The sequence below is a fragment of the Mycolicibacterium lacusdiani genome, assembly GCF_021916785.1.
Taxonomy (GTDB): Bacteria; Actinomycetota; Actinomycetes; order Mycobacteriales; family Mycobacteriaceae; genus Mycobacterium; species Mycobacterium lacusdiani.
Genome location: NZ_JAKCFC010000007.1, coordinates 212,030 through 234,271, shown reverse-complemented (window position 1 = coordinate 234,271; position 22,242 = coordinate 212,030). Strand labels below are relative to the sequence as shown.

23 protein-coding genes are annotated in these 22,242 nt (G+C 69.3%); 13 read left to right on the top strand and 10 right to left on the bottom strand.

Translation table 11 applies throughout. The features are described from left to right. Positions 1–112 precede the first annotated feature (112 nt). The 4 genes from LOK44_RS21100 (at position 113) to LOK44_RS21085 (ending at position 3,904) form a co-directional block, all read left to right on the top strand. Positions 113–1,246 carry an ABC transporter substrate-binding protein gene (locus tag LOK44_RS21100; RefSeq protein WP_237572032.1) on the top strand — a complete coding sequence of 378 codons (1,134 nt, stop codon included), beginning with the start codon at positions 113–115 and terminating at the stop codon, positions 1,244–1,246. Beyond that, entirely contained in the window at positions 1,243–2,094 is an 852-nt protein-coding gene (locus tag LOK44_RS21095) for an ABC transporter permease (RefSeq protein WP_237572135.1), read from the top strand. Before LOK44_RS21100 ends, LOK44_RS21095 begins: the two co-directional genes overlap by 4 nt. 71 nt (positions 2,095–2,165) lie before the next feature. Next, positions 2,166–2,855 (top strand): ABC transporter permease, encoded by a 690-nt coding sequence (locus tag LOK44_RS21090; RefSeq protein ID WP_237572134.1) that lies wholly within the window; start codon positions 2,166–2,168, stop codon positions 2,853–2,855. Further along, positions 2,852–3,904, top strand: a complete 1,053-nt coding sequence (locus LOK44_RS21085; protein WP_237572031.1) for an ABC transporter ATP-binding protein — start codon at positions 2,852–2,854, stop codon at positions 3,902–3,904. The genes LOK44_RS21090 and LOK44_RS21085 overlap by 4 nt, the downstream gene beginning before the upstream one ends. 58 nt (positions 3,905–3,962) lie before the next feature. Here LOK44_RS21085 and pyrE read toward each other — a convergent pair whose 3' ends face one another. Both pyrE and LOK44_RS21075 read right to left on the bottom strand, forming a co-directional pair. Then, a complete protein-coding gene (pyrE, locus tag LOK44_RS21080; RefSeq protein ID WP_237572030.1) occupies positions 3,963–4,535 on the bottom strand; it encodes an orotate phosphoribosyltransferase in 573 nt (190 codons plus the stop codon). A 24-nt stretch (positions 4,536–4,559) separates the two neighbouring features. After that, positions 4,560–5,375, bottom strand: a complete 816-nt coding sequence (locus tag LOK44_RS21075; protein ID WP_237572029.1) for a HugZ family pyridoxamine 5'-phosphate oxidase — start codon at positions 5,373–5,375, stop codon at positions 4,560–4,562. A gap of 216 nt (positions 5,376–5,591) precedes the next feature. Here LOK44_RS21075 and LOK44_RS21070 point away from each other — a divergent pair, with 216 nt between their 5' ends. From LOK44_RS21070 to LOK44_RS21060, 3 genes are all read left to right on the top strand, one after another. Further along, entirely contained in the window at positions 5,592–6,899 is a 1,308-nt protein-coding gene (locus LOK44_RS21070; RefSeq protein ID WP_237572028.1) for a maltokinase N-terminal cap-like domain-containing protein, read from the top strand. 65 nt (positions 6,900–6,964) lie between these two features. Further along, positions 6,965–8,773: an ArnT family glycosyltransferase gene (locus tag LOK44_RS21065; RefSeq protein WP_237572027.1), complete on the top strand. Its 1,809-nt coding sequence runs from the start codon at positions 6,965–6,967 to the stop codon at positions 8,771–8,773. Between the two features lie 37 nt (positions 8,774–8,810). Then, a complete protein-coding gene (locus LOK44_RS21060; RefSeq protein ID WP_237572026.1) occupies positions 8,811–9,158 on the top strand; it encodes a hypothetical protein in 348 nt (115 codons plus the stop codon). A gap of 21 nt (positions 9,159–9,179) precedes the next feature. Here the strand turns inward: LOK44_RS21060 and LOK44_RS21055 are convergent, their stop codons facing one another. Both LOK44_RS21055 and glgX read right to left on the bottom strand, forming a co-directional pair. Next, entirely contained in the window at positions 9,180–9,755 is a 576-nt protein-coding gene (locus tag LOK44_RS21055) for a hypothetical protein (protein ID WP_237572025.1), read from the bottom strand. Beyond that, entirely contained in the window at positions 9,745–11,904 is a 2,160-nt protein-coding gene (gene glgX, locus LOK44_RS21050; protein WP_237572024.1) for a glycogen debranching protein GlgX, read from the bottom strand. Before glgX ends, LOK44_RS21055 begins: the two co-directional genes overlap by 11 nt. Positions 11,905–11,992: 88 nt before the next feature. On the opposite strand from glgX, the gene LOK44_RS21045 reads away from it, so the two are divergent. Next, entirely contained in the window at positions 11,993–12,844 is an 852-nt protein-coding gene (locus LOK44_RS21045; RefSeq protein ID WP_237572023.1) for an enoyl-CoA hydratase/isomerase family protein, read from the top strand. Here the strand turns inward: LOK44_RS21045 and LOK44_RS21040 are convergent. The 6 genes from LOK44_RS21040 to LOK44_RS21015 all read right to left on the bottom strand — a co-directional run bounded on the left by LOK44_RS21040 (position 12,841) and on the right by LOK44_RS21015 (position 18,750). Beyond that, a complete protein-coding gene (locus LOK44_RS21040) occupies positions 12,841–13,395 on the bottom strand; it encodes an isochorismatase family protein (protein ID WP_237572022.1) in 555 nt (184 codons plus the stop codon). The genes LOK44_RS21045 and LOK44_RS21040 overlap by 4 nt on opposite strands. A gap of 46 nt (positions 13,396–13,441) precedes the next feature. Next, positions 13,442–14,776, bottom strand: a complete 1,335-nt coding sequence (locus tag LOK44_RS21035; protein ID WP_237572021.1) for a hypothetical protein — start codon at positions 14,774–14,776, stop codon at positions 13,442–13,444. Then, complete coding sequence (locus LOK44_RS21030) at positions 14,773–15,207, bottom strand: hypothetical protein (protein WP_372481283.1); 435 nt, start codon at positions 15,205–15,207, stop codon at positions 14,773–14,775. The genes LOK44_RS21035 and LOK44_RS21030 overlap by 4 nt, the downstream gene beginning before the upstream one ends. Before the next feature lie 2 nt (positions 15,208–15,209). Further along, positions 15,210–15,398, bottom strand: a complete 189-nt coding sequence (locus LOK44_RS21025) for a hypothetical protein (protein WP_237572020.1) — start codon at positions 15,396–15,398, stop codon at positions 15,210–15,212. Then, positions 15,395–17,248, bottom strand: coding sequence for a hypothetical protein (locus LOK44_RS21020; RefSeq protein WP_237572132.1), 1,854 nt, complete (start codon positions 17,246–17,248; stop codon positions 15,395–15,397). Before LOK44_RS21020 ends, LOK44_RS21025 begins: the two co-directional genes overlap by 4 nt. Positions 17,249–17,364: 116 nt before the next feature. Further along, positions 17,365–18,750: an acyl-CoA dehydrogenase family protein gene (locus tag LOK44_RS21015; RefSeq protein ID WP_237572019.1), complete on the bottom strand. Its 1,386-nt coding sequence runs from the start codon at positions 18,748–18,750 to the stop codon at positions 17,365–17,367. Positions 18,751–18,839: 89 nt separating this feature from the next. On the opposite strand from LOK44_RS21015, the gene LOK44_RS21010 reads away from it, so the two are divergent. From LOK44_RS21010 to LOK44_RS20990, 5 genes are all read left to right on the top strand, one after another. Continuing rightward, positions 18,840–19,364: a hypothetical protein gene (locus tag LOK44_RS21010; protein ID WP_237572018.1), complete on the top strand. Its 525-nt coding sequence runs from the start codon at positions 18,840–18,842 to the stop codon at positions 19,362–19,364. A gap of 33 nt (positions 19,365–19,397) precedes the next feature. Further along, positions 19,398–19,700 carry a hypothetical protein gene (locus LOK44_RS21005; protein WP_163920621.1) on the top strand — a complete coding sequence of 101 codons (303 nt, stop codon included), beginning with the start codon at positions 19,398–19,400 and terminating at the stop codon, positions 19,698–19,700. A 22-nt stretch (positions 19,701–19,722) separates the two neighbouring features. Next, positions 19,723–20,178, top strand: coding sequence for a PPOX class F420-dependent oxidoreductase (locus tag LOK44_RS21000; RefSeq protein ID WP_163920625.1), 456 nt, complete (start codon positions 19,723–19,725; stop codon positions 20,176–20,178). Positions 20,179–20,277: 99 nt separating this feature from the next. After that, the gene (gene manT, locus LOK44_RS20995) at positions 20,278–21,528 is read left to right on the top strand and encodes an MMP alpha-(1->4)-mannosyltransferase (protein ID WP_237572017.1); all 1,251 of its coding nucleotides are present in this window, start codon (positions 20,278–20,280) and stop codon (positions 21,526–21,528) included. Beyond that, the gene (locus LOK44_RS20990) at positions 21,522–22,241 is read left to right on the top strand and encodes a class I SAM-dependent methyltransferase (protein ID WP_237572016.1); all 720 of its coding nucleotides are present in this window, start codon (positions 21,522–21,524) and stop codon (positions 22,239–22,241) included. The genes manT and LOK44_RS20990 overlap by 7 nt, the downstream gene beginning before the upstream one ends. The last annotated feature ends 1 nt before the right edge of the window (position 22,242 follow it).

Here is a 22,242-nt window from a genome sequence, read left to right as displayed (position 1 = left end):
GCCGGTAAGGTTCCCGACGGGGTCGATCCGTTCACCCCGGCGACCCGGTTTCGTCACCGTCGATTGGTGTCGTCGCCACCGTCGCGCCGCCCGCTCATAAGAAGGTTCGGCAATGAAGACTTTCCGGCTCACCGCGGCCGCCAGCGCAGCACTGCTCGTCCTCACCGGCGCGCTCACCTCGTGTGCTCCACCCGAGAACGACTCCGGCGGTGCAGAGACCGAATCCGGCGTGAAGGCAGGCGAGGCGACCTCGATGGCCGACTTCGGCGGCAAGGAGGGCCTCGTCGAGGCCGCGAAGGCCGAGGGCGAACTCAACGTCATCGCGCTGCCGCCGGATTGGGCCAACTACGGCGCGATCATCAAGGCGTTCGGCGACGAGTACGGCATCAAGGTCAACTCCGCGCAGCCCGACGCGGCCAGCCAGGACGAGATCAACGCCGCGAACCAGCAGAAGGGCAAGTCCACCGCCCCCGACGTGTTCGACCTCGGCCAGTCGGTGGCGCTGGCCAACACCGACCTGTTCGCGCCGTACCAGGTGGAGACCTTCAGCGACATCTCGAACAACTTCAAGGATGCCGACGGCAAGTGGGTCAACGACTACGGCGGCTACATGTCGATCGGCTACGACTCGTCGAAGGTCCCCGAGATCACGGGCGTCGATGACCTGCTGAAGCCCGAGTTCAGGGGCAAGGTTGCGCTCAACGGCGATCCGACCCAGGCCGGTGCTGCGTTCTCCGGCGTCATGATGGTCGCGATCTCGCAGGGCGGCACCCCCGACGACATCGCGCCCGGTGTCGAGTTCTTCCGAAAGCTCAAGGAAGTGGGCAACTTCCTGCCCGTCGACCCGACGCCCGCGACCATCGAGTCCGGTCAGACGCCCGTCGTCATCGACTGGGACTACCTGAATGTTGCCCAGACCAAGAAGCTCCCGTCGTGGAAGGTCGCGATCCCGCCCAACGCCGCGGTGGCGGGTTACTACTACCAGGCGATCAACAAGGACGCGCCGCATCCCGCCGCCGCCCGGCTGTGGCAGGAGTTCCTCTTCGGCGACGAAGGCCAGAACCTGTACCTGCAGGGCGGCGCCCGTCCCGTGCGCGCCGACTCGATGGTCAGCAAGGGCACCATCGATCAGGCGGCGTTCGACCTGCTGCCGCCGGTCAACGGCGCCGCGACGATCGTGACCGTGGAACAGAACCAGGCGGCCACCAAGTACCTCGAGGCCAACTGGGCGAAGGCGGTCGGCTGATCCTGCTGCGACGACTGAGGGAGTCCCTGCCGCTGCTGCCGTTCTTCGCGATCGTCGCGATCTTCCTGATCGTGCCGACCGTGACGGTCCTCATCGGCGCCGTGGTCGACGAGACCGGGTTCTCCCTCGCCCGCATCGAGGCACTGTTCGGCGACACCGCGCTCGCCGCCCTCGGCAAGAGCGTGCTGCTCTCGGGCAGCACCGCGGCACTCGGCGCGGTGTTCGGCGCACTGCTGGCCTGGCTCATCGTCACCCGACCGCCGGAGTCGGCGGTGCGCCGCACCGTGCTGTCGCTGTGCAGCGTGCTGGCCCAGTTCGGCGGCGTCGCATTGGCTTTCGCGTTCCTCGCGACGCTCGGCCTGAACGGCGTGCTGACGCTGTGGGCCGCCGAGCACCTGGGGTGGAACCTGGCCGGATCGGGATGGCTGTACGGCCTGCCCGGTCTGACCCTGGTGTACACGTACTTTCAGATCCCGCTGATGGTCATCGTGTTCCTGCCCGCGCTGGAAGGATTGCGCGAGCAGTGGCGCGAGGCGGCGGTCAGCCTTGGCGCGTCGACGTGGCAGTACTGGCGCGAGGTCGCGGTGCCGCTGCTGACCCCGGCGTTTCTTGGATCGGCACTGCTGTTGTTCGCCAACGCCTTCGCCGCGTACGCGACAGCCGCGGCACTGGTCAGCCAGGGCAGCCCGATCGTGCCGCTGCTCATTCGTTCCGCGCTGACCAGTGAGGTCGTGCTGGGGCAGTCCGGCTTCGCGTACGCGCTGGCGCTGGAGATGATCGTGGTGGTCGCGATCGTCATGGTGGCCTACAACCTGTTGATGCGCCGGACGGCCAGGTGGCTGCGGTGATCGCCAGACGCGTTGCGCGCGGCGCACTCTGGCTGGTGTTCGCCGCGTTCTTCCTCTTCCCGCTGTACGCGATGGCGGACTTCTCGACCCGAAACCTGATCCAGGGCGGGCGAACCGGCGCGGCGTGGACCAACCTGTTCGCCGACGACGCGCTGTACCAGGCGATCGTGACGTCGCTACTGCTTGCCCTGCTCACGGTCGTCGCGATGCTGGTGATCCTGGTCCCCACGATGATCTGGGTGCGGCTGCGCACACCGTGGGCCAAGGGCATCGTCGAATTCCTGTGCCTGCTGCCCCTGACCATCCCGGCCCTGGTGATCGTCGTCGGCCTCAAGAACGTCTACCTGTGGGTCACGTACCTGCTCGGGGAGTCGGCGCTCACGCTGACGTTCGTCTACGTCGTCATCGTGCTGCCGTTCGCCTACCGGGCGCTCGACGCCGCCCTGTCGGCCATCGATCTGCGTACCCTCGCCGAGGCGGCACGCTCCCTCGGTGCGGGGTGGACCACGACCATCGTGCGGGTCGTGTTGCCCAACATCACCTCTGGCGTATTGTCCGCCGCGTTCATCTCGGTGGCCGTGGTGCTCGGCGAGTACACCATCGCCTCGCTTTCGGGCTTCGAGACGCTGCAGGTGCAGATCGTGGCGATCGGCAAGACCAACGGACCGACGTCGGTGGCAGCCTCGCTGGCCGTGCTGCTGTTCGGTTTCGTTCTGCTGCTGGCACTTTCCCTACTGAGCCGGCGGAGGCGCAAGACGTGACGAGCGCGCGAACCGGGGTGGGTGTGGGCGTCGAGCTGACCGACCTCACCAGGGTCTACGGCACGGTGAAGGCGCTCGACGGCCTGACCCTGCACATCGAACCCGGCGAATTCGTCGCGCTGCTCGGACCGTCGGGCTGCGGCAAGACCACCGCGTTGCGCATCCTGGCAGGCCTCGACGAGGCGACGTCGGGCACGGTGTCGGTCGGCGGTCGCGACGTGACCTCGGTGCCTGCCAACAAGCGCGACATGGGCATGGTGTTCCAGGCCTACAGCCTCTTTCCGCATCTGACGGCGCTGCAGAACGTGGAGTTCGGGCTCAAGGTGCGCGGCAGGGACAGGTCGAAGCGATCGACCCGAGCCGCGGAGATGCTCGACCTCGTCGGGCTCTCCGCGCACGCCGACAAGTACGCAGCGGAGATGTCCGGCGGTCAGCAGCAGCGCGTCGCGCTGGCCCGCGCGCTGGCCATCGAGCCCAGCGTGCTGCTGCTCGACGAACCGTTGTCCGCGCTGGACGCCAAGGTGCGCTCGCAGCTGCGCGACGAGATCCGGCGCGTCCAGCTCGAAGTGGGCACCACGACGCTGTTCGTCACGCACGACCAGGAGGAGGCGCTCGCCGTCGCCGACCGCGTCGGCGTGATGAGCCAGGGACGGCTCGAGCAGCTCGCGCCGCCCGCCCAGGTCTACGCGAACCCGGCCACGCCGTTCGTCGCGGAGTTCGTCGGGCTCAACAACCGGGTGCCCGCCCGCGTCGAGGCCGGCCGCGCCCTGCTGCTCGGCGCGACGGTGCCGACGCTCGACGGCTCGATCGCCAACGGTCAGGGCACCGCGCTGCTGCGCCCCGAGTCGGTGACCGTGACCGCGGACCCGGCAGGGACCGCGACGGTCAAGTCGGTCGCGTTCCTCGGGCCGATCTCCAGGGTGTACGTCGAACTGCCCGACGCCACCGTGCTCGACGCCCAGCTCAGCAGCGCCGCGGCCCGGGCGTTCGAACCCGGCGCGCGCGTGACGGTCGGCGTCGAGCCGACCCGCCTGCTGGTGGTGTCCTGAGCGATTCGTGGAACATCTCCCGCGCTCACCGCAGGAGATATTCCACGAATCGCACGTCCTAGACGTCCTTGACCGGCTCGATGCCCAGATCGCGGTAGGTCACCAACGCGGCGAACGGGACGCCGCGCTTGGCGAAGCGGCCTGCCGCGACGTCACCGCGGTCGACCATTGGGATCACGCCGGTGACGACGGCACCCACCGCGGTCACCCGGTCGAACGCGATCTCGGTGGAGCCGCCGGTGCTGATGACGTCGTCGACGAGCAGCACCCGGGTGCCAGACTCGATTCGGGTGCCCTCGATCCACTGCTCGCGGCCACGGTTCTTCTGCTCCTTGCGCACCGAGAACCATGCCTTGCCGGCCACCATCGCCACCCCGTGCGCCAGCGGGTCGGCGCCCATGGTCAGGCCGCCGACGGCGTCGAACTCGATGCCGGTGCGCTCGGCGAGGTCGGCCACCGCACGGCTGACGATCGAGAGCCGCTCACCGGTGTCGACGGCGTACTTGCCGTCGATGTAGTCGTGGCTGAGTTGACCGCTGGCCAGGGTGAATGGCTCTTCGCGGCGCTCGTAACCGCGGGTGCGGATCAGGTCGAACGCGGCTTGCCACGTATTGGGTCGGTCGCTGAACATGGCGGAATCGTATCCGCCGGGTCGTCAGCCCTCTCGGGCGCGACGGGTCAGTTCGACCGCCGCAGCGCGCAACTCGTCGGCGGAGTCGATCGGCTGGGCGTACCCGACCCGGGTGTAGGCGATTCCCCGCTCGCAGGTGACCCGCAGGTCGAGGCCGTAGCGGTCGAGGTCCGTGCACACCGCGGCGGTGGCGTCGGGGTAGCCGCCGAGGGTCCTGGCCATCGCGGCCAGCGCGTCGGCGTGGTCGGCGTTGAGGTGTGCGACGGCACCGCTGGCGGCAGGCTTGACGGGGTCTGGCTGGGCCGCGGCATAGTCGGCGCCGGTGGCGGAGTCCATGCGGCCGTAGCCACCGACCCAGCGCACCCGGTCGACGCGCAGCACCCAGAGCGTGAAGTCGCTGTAGTCGACGTAGTACTTCGCGGCGGGCACGCCGTCGAGATGGGCTTGGCGCGCCTCGTCGTACTCGGCGCCGGTCGGCTCGTAGACCATCCCGGCGAGCGTGATCCTGGCGTTGGCCAGCGGGTCGGTGTCGGTCGCGGGGGCGACGACGGCCAGGCTCGCGCGCTGGTCGCCCGAGAGGTTGCGTCCGTGTTCGGCGAGGTTGGAGACGCACAGCACCGGCGCTCCGCCGTGCAGCCCGTAGGTCACCAGGGACGCCCACGGGTCGCCGGTTGCCGTCAGCGTGGCCAGGGTCCCGGTATTCGTCGACGCCGCGATCGTGCGTGCCTCCTCGGCGGCTGACGGGCGGACGGAGTTCACGACGGGTGCCAGCGGCGGCGGGATGGTCGGGGCGTCGCCGGGGTCGCCGTGATCTCGGGGACGGGAGTCGCGGGTGGCCACTACGGCACCCTACCTGCACCGCAGCCACGCCCACTCCCGCCGTGATTCAACTCCGGCGGTGATGGGTAGCTTAGGGGCGGATGGGCCGGACCAGCGGTGGATCTTGCCCGTCTCACGGCGCCGTGGGTACAAGCCGAGCGAAAAGGTCTGGCGTCGAAAGTCTTTGGTCTGCGCCGTGATGACTTCCGCGCCGCGCGACCGGTTGGGAGAGCGATCGTGACGCTGTCACTGCAGAACTGGCTGACCGCGCAGCGGTGGTACGCGGGCCGCGGCCGGGTGTTGTCGAGCCTCTACGAGTCGACGTCGGTCCGCCTTGGCGACGACCTCGACCTCAAGTTGATCGATGCCAAGTACGACAACGGCACGCGGGACCGCTACCAGGTGCTGATCCGGTGGACCGACGGTCCGGTCGACGGCTACCCGGAGGTTGCGACCATCGGCCACGACGGCGCCCGCACGGCCTACGACGCCCTGTACGACCCGAACGCCGCGCAGCACCTGCTGTCGCTGGTCGACGGCGACGCCACCGTGGGCGGGCTGCAGTTCTCGAAGGAGCCAGGGGCCGACCTCCCGGTGGGTGCCACCGCCCGCGTGATCGGCGCCGAGCAGAGCAACACCAGCGTCGTCTTCGGCACCTCGGCGATCTTCAAGGTGTTCCGTCGGGTCACCCCCGGCATCAACCCGGACATCGAACTCAATCGCGTCCTTGCCCGCGCGGGCAACGGGCACGTGGCGCGGCTGCTCGGCTCGTTCGACACCGAGATCGACGGCGATCCCTACGCGCTCGGGATGATCACGGCCTTCGCCGCGAACTCGGTCGAGGGGTGGGACATGGCCACTGCCAGCACCCGCGACCTCGTCACCAATCCCGAAGGGGGCTCGGACTTCGTCGCCGAATCCCGCCGCCTCGGTGAGGCCGTCGCCACGGTGCACCAGACGCTGGCGGCCGAACTGGGCACCACCGAGGAACCGTTTCCCGTCGACACCCTGCTCACCCGACTCGGCGCACTGGCCGACGCCGTGCCCGGGCTGGCCAAGTACGCGCCGGCCATCGAGGAGCGGTACCGCAAGCTCGCCGAACAGTCGACCGTCCTGCAGCGCGTCCACGGCGACCTGCACCTCGGACAGGTGCTGCGGACGCCGGAGGCGTGGCTCGTCATCGACTTCGAGGGGGAACCCGGCCAACCGCTGCCCGAACGCCGCAGGCCCGACTCCGCTCTGCGCGACGTCGCAGGCGTGCTGCGCTCCTACGAGTACGCCGCCTACCAGCAGCTGATCGAGGGCGGCGAAGAGCCGGGCGGGGACGAGCCGCTGGCGGTGCGGGCCAGGGAGTGGGTGGACCGCAACTGCGGCGCGTTCTGCGACGGCTACGCCTCGGCCATGGGCACCGATCCGCGTGATTCCGGTGACCTGCTGGCGGCCTACGAGCTGGACAAGGCCGTGTACGAGGCAGGCTACGAGGCGCGCTACCGGCCCGCGTGGCTCAAGATCCCGATGGCGTCGATCGAACGGCTCGTCGGCTAGCCTTTCGCAGGCCACTCTCGGCCAGCTCACAGGTGGGCCCACGGTAGCAATGCGTCACTGTTCCGGTGACGACCGAGAACCCGCTGCGGTGGCGTCGGCTGGGCGTCTGCGCGCTGCTGCTCGGCACCGCCGCGCTCTATACGTGGCACATCACGATCAACGGGATGGGCAACGCGTTCTACGCCGCCGCAACGCAATCCGGGTCGGCGAACTGGAAGGCGCTGCTCTTCGGCTCGCTCGACCCGCACAACTTCATCACCGTCGACAAGCCGCCGCTGTCGCAGTGGGTGATGGGCCTGTCGGGCAGGTTGTTCGGCTTCGGCAGCGCGAGCATGCTCGTCCCCGAGGCGCTGATGGCGGTCGGCACCGTGGCGCTGCTGTACGCGGCGGTCGCGAGGGTCGGTGGGCCGCGTGCCGGGCTGCTCGCCGGGGCCGCCCTGGCGCTGACACCGGTGGCGGTGCTGATGTTCCGCTACAACAACCCCGACGCCGCGATGGCGCTGTTGATGACCGCGGCCGCGTACTGCACCCTGCGCGCACTCGAACCCGGCCGCGGCGCCCGCTGGTTGGCGTTGGCGGGCGTCGCCCTCGGGTTCGCGTTCCTCGCGAAGATGCTCGAGGGCCTGCTGATCGCACCCGCAGTGGCCGCCACCTACCTGATCGCGGCGCCGGTGGCGGTGCGGGCGCGGTTGTGCCACCTCGCCGCGGCCGCCGCCGCGATGGTGGCGTCGGGTGGCTGGTTCGTCCTGCTGACGACGTGGTGGCCGGCGTCGTCGCGGCCCTACCTCGCCGGGTCGACCGACAACGACTTCATGAACCTGGTGCTGGGCTACAACGGGATGGCGCGGATCCTGGGCCGCAACCACGAAGTGGCCCTCCCCGACCTGGCCGACGTGCCCGACCTAGGCACGCAGGTGCACGGCTGGTCGAGACTGCTGACCGGCGAGTTCGCCTACGAAATCGGGTGGTTGGTGCCCGCGTCGGTGGTCGCAGTCGTCGTCGTGGTCGTCGCCCGGGGTCGTGCGCCGCGCACCGACGCGGTGCGGGCCGCGGCGATCCTGTTCGGCGGGTGGCTGCTGGTCGACGGCCTCTTGCTGAGCTACATGCACGGCACGGTGCACCCGTATTACAGCTTGTCGATCGCGCCCGCGGTCGCCGCAATGTTCGGACTCGGAATGCAGCAGGCGTGGGTGCGCCGCGAAAGCCGTTCCTACCGCGCTGCTTTCGTCGCGATGTCGCTGGGCACCGGCGTGTGGAGCTGGTGGGTGCTCGGGCGCAATGCCCACTGGCTGCCTCCCCTACGGTGGGCGGTACTGGCGGTGGCGGTGCTCGCAGGACTGGCAGCGCTCGGGGTGCCCGCCCGTAGACGACTCGCGGCGACCGCAGTGGCGACCGTCGCGGTCGCCGCTGCGCTGGCAGGCAGCGGGGCGTATGCGTTCGCCACGGCCGTCACCCCGCACCACGGTGGCGGCCCGTCGGTCGGGCCCGCCCGCCGCGGCGTGCTCACCGCACCGCGGGTCCGCGGCGTCGTCGCCCCCGAACTCGACGCGCTGCTCGAGGCCACGCACACCGACTGGTCGGCGGCGGTCGACCGGTCCAGCAACGCCGCTGCCCTGGAACTGGCCACCCACACGGCCGTGATGGCGATCGGCGGCTTCTCCGGCTTGGATCCGACGCCCACGCTCGCGCAGTTCCAGCGTGACGTGGCCGAACACCGCGTCTCCTACTACGTGGCGACGAGCACCGGTAGCCAACTGGGCCGAAACGCCCGCAGCCACAACGACATCGCCAGGTGGGTGGCGTTCAACTACGTCGCGCGACGCGTGGGGACAGCCCTCGTCTTCGACCTGACCGTGCCGCCGCGCGAGCCCTGACGCACGGTCCGCACGGCCGTCGGGCACCATTGATCAGATGACGACAGACGGCTTCGACGACAACCCCCTGGAACCCGCCGAGGAACTCGACTCCGACGAGATCCGCAACGACGACGGCGACGAAGTGGTCGATCCGCCGGAACGGTGGATCGAGGCCAAGGACGACGAGACGCTCGACGAGCGGCTGGCCGAGGAGGAGCCCGACGTCTCCGCCGACGATCGCGAGTCACCCACCGACGCGCACGACGCCGACGCGGGCGGCGGGCTGGGCCTCACGGGTGAGGATGCGCTGGAGCGCATCGACCCCGAGGAGCATGGCCGTACCCGGGGGCAGATCGACGGCACGCCGGAGGACGGTGAGTCGTTCTTCGACGTCGTCGAGTGAGCCCGGTCGAGTGAGCCCGGCTCAGCCCCGGTAGAGCAGTGCCGGCGGCAGCGCCCGTAGCCCTCCGCCGGCATGGCCTGCCGAGAACTCGACGTCGCCATCCGGAGCCCGCTCGCCGAGCGTCAGCGTGCCGATGCGGCGGAACCGCGACAGCACCCCGCCCAGCAGGAACTCGACGGTGTCGCCCCGCTTCGGTTCTGCGGTGGCGACCCGTGTGCCGAACGCCACCGGCTGCACACCAGCGAGATACAGCCACAGCGACGAGTACAGGCCCTCGGCACTCGTCGACGACAACACCGCATGATGCAGCGGCGCACCGTCGCCCGAGGTCGCGAACAAGAAGTCCTGATCGCGACCCGGGCCGTAGGCGCCGGGCACCTTGACGCAGAGCGTGCGGGGCACTGACTCGGCGCCGTCCGGCGCGAACCGGACGACGGCGTCGTGCGTGCCGGGCCGCAGCAGCGTCGTCCCACCCGGCAGGCGCGCGTCGTCGTCGAACGTCAGCGTCGCGTCGAAGACCGCGCCCCGTTGATCGAACAGGCCGCCGAGGTCACCGAGCGCCGCGCCGACGGTCGCCCGGACGACGTCAGGAAGCATCCTCGGCGATCGCCTGCAGCACGACGGTGGAGCGGGAGTCGACCGTCAACGTGCTGCCCGCAGCGGCCGGGTCCGGTGTCTCGTCGGCGATGCCGACGCTGGTGTCGAGCACCACCTGCCAGCTGCCGCCGAACTCGTCGGACGGCAGCGTGAAGTCGATCGGCTCGTGGTGTGCGTTGAACAGCAGCAGGAACGAGTCGTCGACGACGCGCTCACCACGGGTGTCGCGGTCCGGGATGCCCTGGCCGTTGAGGAAGACGCCGACCGACTTGGCGAAGCCGGAACCCCAGTCCTCGCCGGACATCTCGGTGCCGTCGGGTGTGAACCAGGTGATGTCGGGCAGGCCCGCTTCGCCGCGGCGGCCGACGGGCTTGCCGCTGAAGAACCGGCGGCGCCGGAACACCGGGTGCGCTGCGCGCAGCGCGGAGACGACCTTGGTGAACTCGAGTAGGTCGGCGTCCGCGGTGTCCCAATCGATCCACGTGATCTCGTTGTCCTGGCAGTACCCGTTGTTGTTGCCGCCCTGGGTGCGACCCAACTCGTCGCCGTGGCAGATCATCGGAACACCCTGCGAGAGCAGCAGAGTCGTCAGGAAGTTACGCTCCTGCTTCGCGCGCAGCGCCAGCACCTCGGGGTCGTCGGTCGGCCCCTCGACGCCACAGTTCCACGACCGGTTGTGGCTCTCGCCGTCGCTGTTGTCCTCGCCGTTGGCCTCGTTGTGCTTCTCGTTGTAGGACACCAGGTCCCGCAGCGTGAACCCGTCGTGCGCGATCACGAAGTTGATCGACGCGACCGGGCGGCGCGCAGTGTGCTCGTAGAGGTCGGCCGATCCGGTGAGGCGGTAGGCGAACTCGTCGAGCGTCGCCGGCTCACCGCGCCAGAAGTCGCGGACCGTGTCGCGGTACTTGCCGTTCCACTCCGTCCACTGCGGCGGGAAGTTGCCGACCTGGTAGCCGCCGGGGCCGACATCCCAGGGTTCGGCGATCAGCTTCACCTGGCTGACCGTCGGATCCTGTTGTACGAGTTCGAAGAACGTCGCCAGGCGGTCCACCTCGTAGAACTCGCGCGCCAGCGTGGAGGCGAGGTCGAAGCGGAACCCGTCGACGTGCATCTCGGTCACCCAGTAGCGCAGCGAGTCCATGATCAGCTGCAGCGAGTGCGGGTGGCTGACGTTGAGGCTGTTACCGGTGCCGGTGTAGTCCATGTAGAACTTCTTGTCGTCCTCGACCAACCGGTAGTACGCCGCGTTGTCGATGCCGCGCATCGAGAGCGTCGGGCCCATGTGGTTGCCCTCGGCGGTGTGGTTGTAGACGACGTCGAGGATGACCTCGATGCCGGCCTCGTGCAGGGCGCGCACCATCGCCTTGAACTCCTGCACCTGGCCACCGGGGTTGGGGCTGCTGGCGTACTTCGAGTCGGGTGCCAGGAACCCGATGGTGTTGTAGCCCCAGTAGTTCGACAGGCCCTTGTCGATCAGCGTCGAGTCGTTGGCGAAGTGGTGCACCGGCATCAGTTCGATGGCGGTGATGCCGAGCGACTTGAGGTGCTCGATGATCACCGGGTGCGCGACCGCGGCGTAGGTGCCCCGAATCTGCTCGGGGATGTCGGGATGGGTCTCGGTCAGACCCTTGACGTGCGCCTCGTAGATGACCGAGTCGGCGTACTCGTGGTTCGGCGGGCGGTCGGTGCCCCAGTCGAAGAAGGGGTTGATCACGACGGACTTCGGCATGCTGTCGGCCGAGTCGTCGTCGTTGCGGCTGTCCTCGTCGCCGAAGTTGTAGCCGAACAGCGACTGGTTCCAGTCGAAGCTGCCGTCGATCGCCTTGGAGTACGGGTCGACAAGGAGCTTGTTGGGGTTGCAGCGGTGCCCGTTGGCCGGGTCGTAAGGTCCGTGAACGCGGTAGCCGTAGCGCTGGCCGGGCTCGACGTTCGGCACGAAGCCGTGCCACACGAAGCCGTCGACCTCGGGCAGGGTCAGGCAGTCGATCTGCGATCCGTCGGCGTCGAACAGGCACAGTTCGACGCGCTCGGCGACCTCGCTGAACACGGCGAAGTTGGTGCCCGAACCGTCGTAGGTGGCACCGAGTGGATACGCCTTCCCGCGCCAGATCTGAAATGTGGGAGCAGTGGTGCTGGCGGCTTGTGTCAAGATTCGCCTTCCGTCAGGGAACGCCTCGCGGCGTTCGATGGCCTCAGCCCGAACACAGCGACCTTACGGTGCGCCGGGGTGCGAGAGCATGCTGGGCGAGAACCCCGAATCGGAGGTAAGCCGCTTGAATGCACACGCTGATCTGCCCGTTTATCGGACTCTGCAAACAAGCATTGCGGGTGGTGTGGCTACGGTCACCCTGAACAGGCCAGACCGGCGCAACGCCGTCGGCGACGGCATGCGCGACGAACTCGCCGACGCCTACCGCCGCTGCGACGCGGCCGAGGACGTCCGGGTGATCGTGCTCACCGGCGCCCCGCCTGCGTTCTGCGCGGGGGCCGACCTCGCCGCCGGTGACCGCACGTTCGCCGCACCCGGGGCAGGGTTCAGTGCGGCCGGGGTCGACGTGCCCGCCTTCACGCTGAACAAGCCGGTGATCGCCGCCGTCAACGGCCACGCGATCGGCCTGGGGCTGACGCTTGCGCTGCAGTGCGACATCCGGATCTTCGCGGCCGAGGGCACCTACGGCGTCGTCCAGGTGCGGCGCGGGGTGGTCGGCGACGCGTACTCGCACTGGGTGCTGCCGCGGCTCGTCGGCGTCGCACGGGCCGCGGAGGTGTTGCTCACCGGCGCGACGTTCGACGGGCACCGCGCCGTGGAGCTGGGGTTGGGCAGCCGGGTGGTGCCCGCCGAGGAGGTGCTGCCCGCGGCGCAGGCGTTGGCGGCGGACATCGCGACGAACACCGCACCCATGTCGGTCGCGGCGAGCAAGCGGCTGCTGTGGGACGCGTTCGACCTCGACCCCGCGGCGGTCGGCGCCAGGGAGACCGCGATTCACGTCGCGCTGATGGGCCACGACGACGCCGCCGAGGGCATCCGCGCGCACCTGGAGCGTCGTGCCCCGCGTTGGTCGGGCAGGCCGGTCGACCCGACGCGCTAGTCGGCCACCTCGACGCCGGCCTCGCGCAGCGCGTCGACGGCCTCGGCGGTGGTCGTGGCGGCCACGCCCGCCGTCAGGTTCAGCAGCACGCGGGTCGCGAATCCCGCGGCCACGGCGTCTGCCGCAGTGGCCTTCACGCAGTAGTCGGTCGCGATGCCCGCCACGTCGACGGCGTCGACGTCGCGGGCGCGCAGCCAGTCGGCGAGCGGCGTCTCATCGTCGGCGTGCTTGCCCTCGAATCCGCTATAGGCCGCCGAGTAGTGGCCCTTGTGGAACACCGCCTCGACCGCGCTCGGGTCGAACGCGGGATGGAACTCCACGCCCGAGGTGCCCACCAAGCAGTGCGGCGGCCAGGAGTCGCGGTAGTCCGGCGTGTCGGAGAAGTGTGTGCCCGGATCGACGTGGAAGTCCTTGGTGGCCACGACGTGGTCGTAGTCGTGGTGCTCCAGCAGCGCGGTGATGGACTGGGCGACCTCGGTGCCGCCCTCGACGGCCAACGATCCGCCCTCGCAGAAGTCGTTCTGGACGTCGACGACGATCAGCGCGCGCATGCCGTCCAGGCTATCGCTGCGCTCGCAGTACCAGGGGGCGAAGGGCTCAGCCGCCGAACAGCAGCCACAGCCCCATGAACGTGTAGCCGGTCATGACCAGCATCATCGCGAGCTGGCCGGTCAGCCGGTGGCGCTTGGGCAGTACCCGCAGTGCCCGGTCGTGCGCGGCGACGACGCCCGCCACGTGGCCCAGCACGACGAACGCGACCTTGAGCGTCGCCAGCACTCCCGGGTGCATCGACAGCAGGTACGACACCTCGACGTTGCCCAGCCAGCCGGTGCCGAAGGGGTCGGCGAGGCGCAGGATCGTCTGTTGGCCGCGTTCGATGAGGTACGTCAGGTAGTGGGCGAATATGTAGCCCACCACGATGGGGATCAGCGAGTGGGCCATCAGGCCGGGCAGTTGGCGGCGCGTCGCGCGGTCCACGCCGCCGGTCGCCCGGGCCGCCAGCCAGAAGGTGACCGCGACGATCAGCGCGAACGTCAGCAGGCCGACGGTGCGGATGAGAACGGCGAGTGCGGCCGACCCGCCCGCGGTGTCGTCGACGAAGGTGCGCCACCCCGGCAGCGCCGAGAAGCTGTCGAACGCCGTGGAGCCGAGCAGCACCGCGACCACGCCGATGGCGCCCGCCCGGATCGGCAGTGACGGCAGGTGGTCGAACGGGTTCCCGACGGCGATGCGGCCGTCGTCGTTCCGACGGAACGGTGCCAGCCGCGACACGAAGATGCCGTACACCTCGAACGGGTCGGCGCGGGCGGGCCACCTGATGCCGAAGGCGACCGCGCCCGCCAGCGTGACGACTAGGTAGATCAGCAGCCAGACCTGCACCGCCCACAGCGACCCGGGGTTGGGGCTGGCCAGTTCCAGCCACACGAACGCGAAGAGCCCGAACACCGCCGGCCAGTACCCCAGCCGCTCCGGATACGTCAGCGGCGGGGGCCGCCGGGACAGCGGCAGCAGCCGGTACAGGGTGCGCGCGGGGGAGAGCAGTCGCCAGACCGGGCCGATGAGCACCGACAGGGCGACCAGGCCGACCCACAGCAGCACGTAGAAGACGCCGGGCAGCGCGTTCTCGCCGGTCTGCGGACCGAACACCGCGGCGACGGCGACCCAGGCAGCCAGCAGCAGCGCGAGCAGTGCGACCGTCCACCGCACGGCGGGCGCGTCGACGGCCGTGGTGACCCACCGGGGCAGGGGTCTGCCCTGGCGGGCCGGATCGAACCGGGGGTTCTTCCACGCGAGCGCGACGACGGCGAACGTGAACGTCAGCGCCCACGCCCCGCCGAGCAGCGCGTAGGTGAACGGGATGGGGAGGTCCGAGGATCCGCCCAAACCGTGGGCGAGAACCTGGACGTCGTAACCGGTGTGCGCCCCCGTCACTGCTGTACGGCGATGGTGGCGATGGTCTTGTTCAGGTCGTGCAGTTCGACGTCCACCTTCCCGGGCACCTCGACGGTGAACTGGAACGCCTGGCCGGGCTTCGCCTCGATCGGGAACGAGTGCTCCGGGTTGGAGTGCACGTGCAGCTCGTCGGCGACGTCACTGTTGACGCGTATCACGATGGGCTGACCGACCCGCGCCTCGAGTGCGGCGTTGGCGGGCGTCACCTCGCCCGCCTTGATCGTGACGTCGACGTTCAGCCGTGCCGGCGCCTCCTGCTGATCGGTCAGCGGCGGCGCGGCGGTGTCCGACGGGGTGGTCGATGCCGCACTACTGCTCTCGGACGTCTCGGCCGAGCCTCCGCAGCCCACGGCAAGGAACGAGATGGCTACGAGTGCGGCAAGGGTCTTGGCGATCGTGGATGTGGTCACGGTCAGCCATCCTCTCCGTTCTTCGCTGACGAATCGCTGCGAGTCTCGTCATCGTCGTCGTCACCCTGGCGGCGGTCACGCATCGCGATGAACACCACCACGCCCACCACGACGATCGCCGGGGCGAACGCCGGGATGGCGTAGAGGATCGGGTGATCGGCGAGGATCTCGACCGAGGCGGCTCCGGTCATGCCTGCCCGGAGGGCTCCGGCTGCCGCTCGGTGACGGTGCTCGTCGGCTCGTTCCTGTTGAGACGCCCTGCGCCCCAGGCGAGTCCGCCGATCATCGTGAGCGTGCAGGCCAGCACGATGAGGCACCCGATCAGCCACAGGGACTCTGGGACTTCCGGGTTGCGCTCGCGCTGCAGGATGGTGATCTCGGAGACGAACGGCCGTGTCATCGACGCCTCGGCGGGCACTTCTTCTGCGCCGATCCCGGGGTCACCCTGCAGGTAGATCGGGACGGCGGCCATGGTGCGGCCGTCGTGCACGCGCAGCAACGTCTTCCACGTCCCGGACACCGGCATCGGTGTGGTGGAACGGAAGTGGCCGGGGCCGACCTTCTCGAGGTGATCGACGAACTTGCCTCGATCGTTGGCCAGTCCGCCCTGCCAGCCGAGGATCGACACCCAGTTGGGGTCTTCACTGATCAGGTCCGGCGGGTTGATCCGGATGTCGGCGGTTGCCATGCGCTGGTCGCCGACGCTGGGCGCCTCGGTCAGCGTGAAGGACGCGGTCGCGTTCTGCGGCACGTCGTAGCGCAGCCCGTTGGCCGTGGCTCCGCCGATCGCGATGACCGCGAGCGAGACGATGCCGATGCCGATCGCACGGCTCGGCAACTTCTGGTCGGTCAGCACCATGCCGACCATCGCGCCGCACACGCCGACGAGGGCGGCGACGGGCACCGCCATCGCGAGCGCCTCGGGCCAGATGCTGGTGGGCCAGGAGTACTCGTAGACGGCGTTGATCCAGAGGGACTCGATCCACAGGCCGATGGTGGCCACGCCGACGCCGCTGGCGAGACCGAACAGGAGCGGCTTCTTCAGCAGCGGGGTCAGTGCGAGCACCTCGACGACCAGGGCTGCGCCCAGGTACAGCGCGAACCAGTTGATCGGGGCGCCGAGCACGGGGCCGACGATCAGCGACACCAGGCCGCGTAGTCCGATGGCGAGCAGCACCGCGATCAGCGCGGCGCCGCGGCCCATCAGCATCCGTGCGGCGACCAGTGCGAACGCACCAGCGGCAGCGATCAGCATCGGTTCGAACACTTGGCGGAACTGCATCACGCCGAAGTCGAACTCGATCTGGTAGACGGACAGGCCGATGACGATGCCGCCGAATGCGAGGTACTGGACGAACTTGAGGCCGATGCCGTCCTTGGGGGCCTCCTCGCCCACCGAGCGGCGCCCCTCGTGCTCGAGGTAGAGGGCGGCGAGCGTCGAGAATCCGGCGCCGCCGATCATCATGAGGTGGGTCGGGCCCCACAGCGTGACGTCCTGGCCGAAGATCCGGTGCCAGACGTCGTCGAGGGGGAAGCCGAGCAGGGCGTACAGACCGCAGCCGGCCATCAGCAGACCGCCGACGGGGGCGTACCAGTTGCGCGTGATGCGCACCGCGTACGGGCCGGGCTTGTCGTAGGGCAGCACGCATGCGGTGCAGCCTGCGACGAAGAGGATGAACAGCCCGAACAGGATGAAGTAGTGCGCAGGGTTCGCCAGCGGGCCGGAGTCGCGGCCGTTGCCGATGTGCAGGCTGACGTCCCAGATGAAGCCGAACAGCGCGGTGATGATCGTGCTGATGAACATCATGATGGGCAGCGCGACCCACGCAGGCCGCTTGAACCTCGTGCCGACGCGGTCGGCGAGGTTCTTCAGCCAGGTGATCTTGCGAGACCGGTGGAGATAGCCGATGTAGATGAGGATCAGGCCGACGATCATGCCGACCACGGACATGCCGATCACCTCACCGATGGCGGCGCCACCGCCTTCGGTTCCTTGAGCGGCGAGGAACGAGACGTTCGACTGCAGCGACTCCACTGTCATTTCCACCTGTCGAGTAGTACTGGTCGAAGGAACCTTACTGGCCGGTAATGTTGCCAGAAGACTCGAGGCGATACCAGGGGTACCGCATTTTCGGTTTCTTATTCATCGGCTACCGGCTATTTCTTCGTCGGGGGGCGCAGGACCTTCATCGCGAGGTTCATCACCGGCGCCGGAACCCGGTCCCTCGCGTCGAGCGCCTTGTTCGCGGCCCGCGTCCGCGCCGGTGTGCCGCGACCGAACCACGCGTTGAGTGGCCCGCCGGTCGGCTCCAGGTCGACGTGCATCGGCGGTCGGCCGTCTGCGGCGCCGAGGGCGTTGGAGATGACGACGCGCTGGATCTCGCTGGTGCCCTCGAAGATGGTGTAGAGCTTGGCGTCCCGGTACCACTTCTCGACCGGGTGGTCGGTGATGTAGCCCCACCCGCCCATGGTCTGGATGGCGCGCTCGGTGGTCGCGACGGCCGCCTCGCTGGCGGCGAGCTTGGCCATGGAGCCCTCGCCACGCTCGAATGGCACGCCGGTGGCGGCCATCCACGACGCGCGCCAGGTGAGCAATCTGGCCCCGTCGATGCGGGTGGCCAGGTCGGCGAGTGGAAAGGCCACGCCCTGGTTGTCGATGATCGGTGCGCCGAACGCCTCACGCCGGTTGGCGTATTCGGTGGCGTACTCCAGCGCAGCCCTCGCGATGCCGAGCGCCTGCGCGGCGACCATCGGCCTGGTCTGCTCGAAGGTGCCCAGCGTCGCGGACCCCGAGTGCTTCGCTCCCTCGACCACCTCGCGGGCCTTGGCCAGCTTGTGGTCCAGCTTGTCCTGTCCGCCAAGCAAATTCGCGGCGGGCACCCGGACCCCCTCGAACTTCAGCTCGGCGGTGTGCGATGCGCGGCAGCCCAGCTTGTCGAGCTTGCGGACCATCTGCAGGCCCGGGGTGCCGCCGGGGACGATGAACAACGCCTGCCCGCGGTGGCCGAGTTCCTGGTCGACGACGGCGTTGACGACGTGCACGTCGGCGATGCCGCCGTTGCCGATCCACATCTTGTGCCCGTCGATGATCCAGTCGTCACCGTCCCTGCGGGCGGTGGTCCTCAGGTTGCGGACGTCGCTGCCGCCCTCGGGTTCGGAGATGGCCAGCGCTGCGAGCTTGAGGTCGCCCGGCGAGCCGAAGCACTGCGGCGCCCACTCCAGCATCTGCTCGGGGGTGGCCGCCTGTCCGATGGCCGACAGTGCGAGGGCGGGCATGACGATGGCCAGGCCGATCCCGGCGCAGCCCCAGAACAGTTCCTCCATGAACATCGGCAGCGACAGGCCGGTCGGGTCGCCGATCAGGTCGCGGTAGAACAGCGGACTGTAGAACCCCTGCTGGGCGGCCTCCTCGAGGACCGGCCACGGGAAGTCCTGGCGTTTGTCGTAGTCCTGCGCGACGGGGCGGATGACGTGCTCGGCGAAGTCGTGTGCACGTCGGGCGAGGTCGTGCTGAGCGACCGTCGGCGTGAGGTCGAAGCTCATGGCGGCTCCCGGGTTGAGTGGACGTGTGTTCACTCAAGTACCCACTTGCCCATCGTTGGAATCACCCGAAATCGGCCTAGCCTGAAGCGATGAGGCTCGCGGGCATGCGGCTGCGGCAACGCGACGGCGTGAGCTGCGGACCCGCGGTCGCAGTGGTGGCCCGAGCAATGCTCGAGCCGGCCCATCGGCTGGCAGGCACGGGGCCAGCGGATCTCGCCTGGTTCGCCGCGGAGCAGGCTCGCGTGCACGGCCGCGTCAACCTCTTGTGGCCGCGGGCGCTCGGCACGACGCCGATGGGGATGGTCGCGGCGATCGGCGCGGGGTACCACTGGCGGCTCTGGCGTGGGCTCTGGCGGCGCCGAGATCCCCTGGACGACGTGCTGGCCGCGGTCCGCGCCGGGAAGCCGGTGCCGATGCTGGTGGGACGGGTGATCCCGCGGCACTGGGTGCTGATCGTCGACGTGGAGCGGGACGAGCTGCGGTGTTACGAGCCGTCCTCGGGCGACGTGCGGCGGGTGACTGCTGCCGACGTCCGATCCGCCCGACTGACCGGCCTCGGCTACCCGTGGGCGTTCGCCTTCGTGCTGCCGCCGCGAGGGTTGCCCAAGGGTTAGCGGACGACCACCGTTCGAACATATGATCGAACAGTGGGGCAGATGCAATCGATCGGGCACAACGGGCAGCCCACGCCGCCGGCCTTCCGACACGTCGATCCGCCGATCGAGGTCCTGGTCGACCTGGGTGCGGTGTTTCCGCGCGAACCCCACCGGGCCGGCGGCTATCACCCGGCCGGCCTGCAGATGCACGCGATCGTCGACGGCGTGCTGTCGTGCTGGGGGATGTGCGAGCAGGGCCACTGGTGGGGTTGGGTCCGGTACGACGTGGCGTACGGCCCCAATCGCCGGTCGGTTGCCCACTGGGTCCCGGCCTGGACGCTGAAGCGCAAGTAGGCCGACTCAGTAGGTTGGTCGCATGGCCCGCAAGTACGCGACGGCGGACACCGTCGCCCGCACCGAGATGCTCGACTTCGTCCGGCCACGCCACCGCATGGTCCTGACCACGTACCGCTCCGACGGCTCGCTGCAATCCTCGCCCGTCACCGGCGGCGTCGACGCGCAGGGCCGCATCGTGATCGCGAGTTACCCCCAGCGCGCCAAGGCCGCCAACCTGCGGCGCGACCCCAGGGCCAGCGTCACCGTGCTGTCCGACGAGTTCAACGACGCGTACGTGCAGGTCGACGGCGAGGCCGAGGTGATCGACCTGCCGGACGCCGTCGAACCGCTGGTCGAGTACTTTCGCGTGATCTCGGGTGAGCACTCCGACTGGGACGAGTACCGCAAGGCCATGGTCGAACAGGGCAAGTGCCTGATCCGGGTAACGCCGGTGCGGTGGGGCCCGGTGGCCACCGGCGGGTTCCCGCCCGAGTGAGGGCGCGGAATGGCCGCGTTGCGGCGGCTAGCCCGTCAAACTATAGTCTGGACACATGTCCAGAGCCTTCAAGTCGACTCTGGTCGCGGTGAACTGACCATGCGGATCGCCCTGCTCTCCTATCGGAGCAAGACGCATTGTGGCGGCCAGGGCGTCTACGTCCGGCACCTGAGTCGCGGCCTCGTAGAACTCGGTCACGAGGTCGAGGTGTTCTCGGGGCCCCCCTATCCCGGCGGTCTCGATCCCCGCGTCCGGCTCACCGAGGTGCCCAGCCTCGACCTCTACCGCGAGCCGGACCCGTTCCGGATACCGCGGCCGAGCGAGATCCACGACCGCATCGACCTGCTGGAACTGCTCAGCACGTGGACGGCCGCGTTCCCCGAGCCCAAGACCTTCTGCCTGCGGATGGCACGCATCCTCGCCGAGCGCCGCGACGACTTCGACGTCGTGCACGACAACCAGAGCCTCGGCACCGCCCTGCTCGACATCGCCGACTCCGGCATGCCGGTGGTCGCCACCGTGCACCACCCGATCACGCGGGACCGGGTGCTCGACGTCGCGGCCGCCAAGTGGTGGCGCAAGCCGTTGGTGCGGCGCTGGTACGGCTTCGCGGAGATGCAGAAGACCGTCGCCCGGCGCATCCCCGAGTTGTTGACGGTGTCGTCGACGTCGGCCGCCGACATCGCCGAGGACTTCGGCGTCTCCCCGAGCCAGCTGCACGTGGTGCCGCTAGGCGTCGACACCGAGCTGTTCACACCCGCCCCGAACCGGGTGCGCAACCGGATCATTGCCATCGCCAGTGCCGACGTGCCGCTCAAGGGCGTGAGCCACCTCCTGCACGCCGTGTCCCGGCTGCGTGTGGAACGCGACGTCGACGTCCAGCTGGTGGCCAAGCTCGAGCCGAACGGCCCGACCGAGAAGCTCATCGCCGAACTCGGCATCTCCGACATCGTCACGGTGTCCAGCGGCGTGACCGACGCCGAGTTGGCGGCGCTGCTGTCGTCGGCCGAGGTCGCCTGCATCCCCTCGCTGTACGAGGGCTTCTCGTTGCCCGCCGTCGAGGCGATGGCCAGCGGCACGCCGATCGTCGCGAGCCGGGCCGGTGCGCTACCCGAGGTGGTGGGCGCCGACGACGAGTGCGCGCGCCTGGTGAACCCCGGCGACGTGGACGACCTCACCAAAACCCTTGGCGAACTGCTCGATTCGCCGCTGGACCTGCACCGCCTCGGCGCCGCCGGTCGGCGCCGGGCGCTGGACGTGTTCAGCTGGGAGTCCGTCGCCGCGCAGACCGTTGCGGTGTACGAGCGGGCAATCGAGAAGGCAGACAGGAAGAAGGCAGGCGCATGCTGACCGTCGACTTCGACCGGCTTGGCGTCGGCGCGGGCTCCACCGTCATCGACGTCGGGTGCGGCGCGGGACGTCACTCGTTCGAGGCGTTCCGGCGCGGCGCCAACGTCGTCGCGTTCGATCAGAGCGCGTCGGACCTCAACGACGTCGACGCGATCCTGCAGGCGATGGCCGAGCAGGGCGAGGCGCCCGCGTCGGCCAAGGCGGAGGCCGTGAAGGGCGACGCGCTGGACCTGCCGTTCGACGACGGCTCGTTCGACTTCGTGATCGCCTCGGAGATCCTCGAGCACGTCCCGGCCGACGAGCGCGCGATCGACGAGCTGGTCCGGGTGCTCAAGCCCGGTGGCCGGCTCGTCGTCACCGTGCCGCGGTGGCTGCCGGAGAAGGTCTGCTGGATGCTGTCCGACGAATACCACGCCAATGAGGGCGGGCATATCCGGATCTACCGCGCCGACGAGTTGCACGCCAAGATCGCCGCTCGCGGAATGGAATTCGATCACCGCCATCACGCGCATGCGCTGCACGCGCCGTTCTGGTGGCTCAAGTGCGCCGTGGGCGTCGACAAGCCGAATCACCCGGCCGTGACGGCGTATCACAAGTTGTTGGTGTGGGACATGATGTCTCGCCCCTGGCTGACGCGGAACGCGGAGGCGGTGCTGAACCCGGTGATCGGCAAGAGCATCGCGCTGTACTTCCGGAAGCCCCTGGCGGCCTAGT

What these genes read in the sequence shown, in the direction of transcription:
- LOK44_RS21025 (WP_237572020.1), bottom strand. Translation starts at nt 15,398, where the DNA reads ATGACCGGAGCCGCCTCGGTCGAGATCCTCGCCGATCACCCGATCCTC.
- LOK44_RS21055 (WP_237572025.1), bottom strand. Translation starts at nt 9,755, where the DNA reads ATGCTTCCTGACGTCGTCCGGGCGACCGTCGGCGCGGCGCTCGGTGAC.
- manT (WP_237572017.1), top strand. Translation starts at nt 20,278, where the DNA reads ATGCGGATCGCCCTGCTCTCCTATCGGAGCAAGACGCATTGTGGCGGC.
- LOK44_RS21040 (WP_237572022.1), bottom strand. Translation starts at nt 13,395, where the DNA reads ATGCGCGCGCTGATCGTCGTCGACGTCCAGAACGACTTCTGCGAGGGC.
- LOK44_RS21100 (WP_237572032.1), top strand. Translation starts at nt 113, where the DNA reads ATGAAGACTTTCCGGCTCACCGCGGCCGCCAGCGCAGCACTGCTCGTC.
- LOK44_RS20990 (WP_237572016.1), top strand. Translation starts at nt 21,522, where the DNA reads ATGCTGACCGTCGACTTCGACCGGCTTGGCGTCGGCGCGGGCTCCACC.
- LOK44_RS21090 (WP_237572134.1), top strand. Translation starts at nt 2,166, where the DNA reads ATGGCGGACTTCTCGACCCGAAACCTGATCCAGGGCGGGCGAACCGGC.
- LOK44_RS21010 (WP_237572018.1), top strand. Translation starts at nt 18,840, where the DNA reads ATGAGGCTCGCGGGCATGCGGCTGCGGCAACGCGACGGCGTGAGCTGC.
- LOK44_RS21060 (WP_237572026.1), top strand. Translation starts at nt 8,811, where the DNA reads ATGACGACAGACGGCTTCGACGACAACCCCCTGGAACCCGCCGAGGAA.
- LOK44_RS21015 (WP_237572019.1), bottom strand. Translation starts at nt 18,750, where the DNA reads ATGAGCTTCGACCTCACGCCGACGGTCGCTCAGCACGACCTCGCCCGA.
- pyrE (WP_237572030.1), bottom strand. Translation starts at nt 4,535, where the DNA reads ATGTTCAGCGACCGACCCAATACGTGGCAAGCCGCGTTCGACCTGATC.
- LOK44_RS21020 (WP_237572132.1), bottom strand. Translation starts at nt 17,248, where the DNA reads ATGACAGTGGAGTCGCTGCAGTCGAACGTCTCGTTCCTCGCCGCTCAA.
- LOK44_RS21045 (WP_237572023.1), top strand. Translation starts at nt 11,993, where the DNA reads ATGCTGGGCGAGAACCCCGAATCGGAGGTAAGCCGCTTGAATGCACAC.
- LOK44_RS21000 (WP_163920625.1), top strand. Translation starts at nt 19,723, where the DNA reads ATGGCCCGCAAGTACGCGACGGCGGACACCGTCGCCCGCACCGAGATG.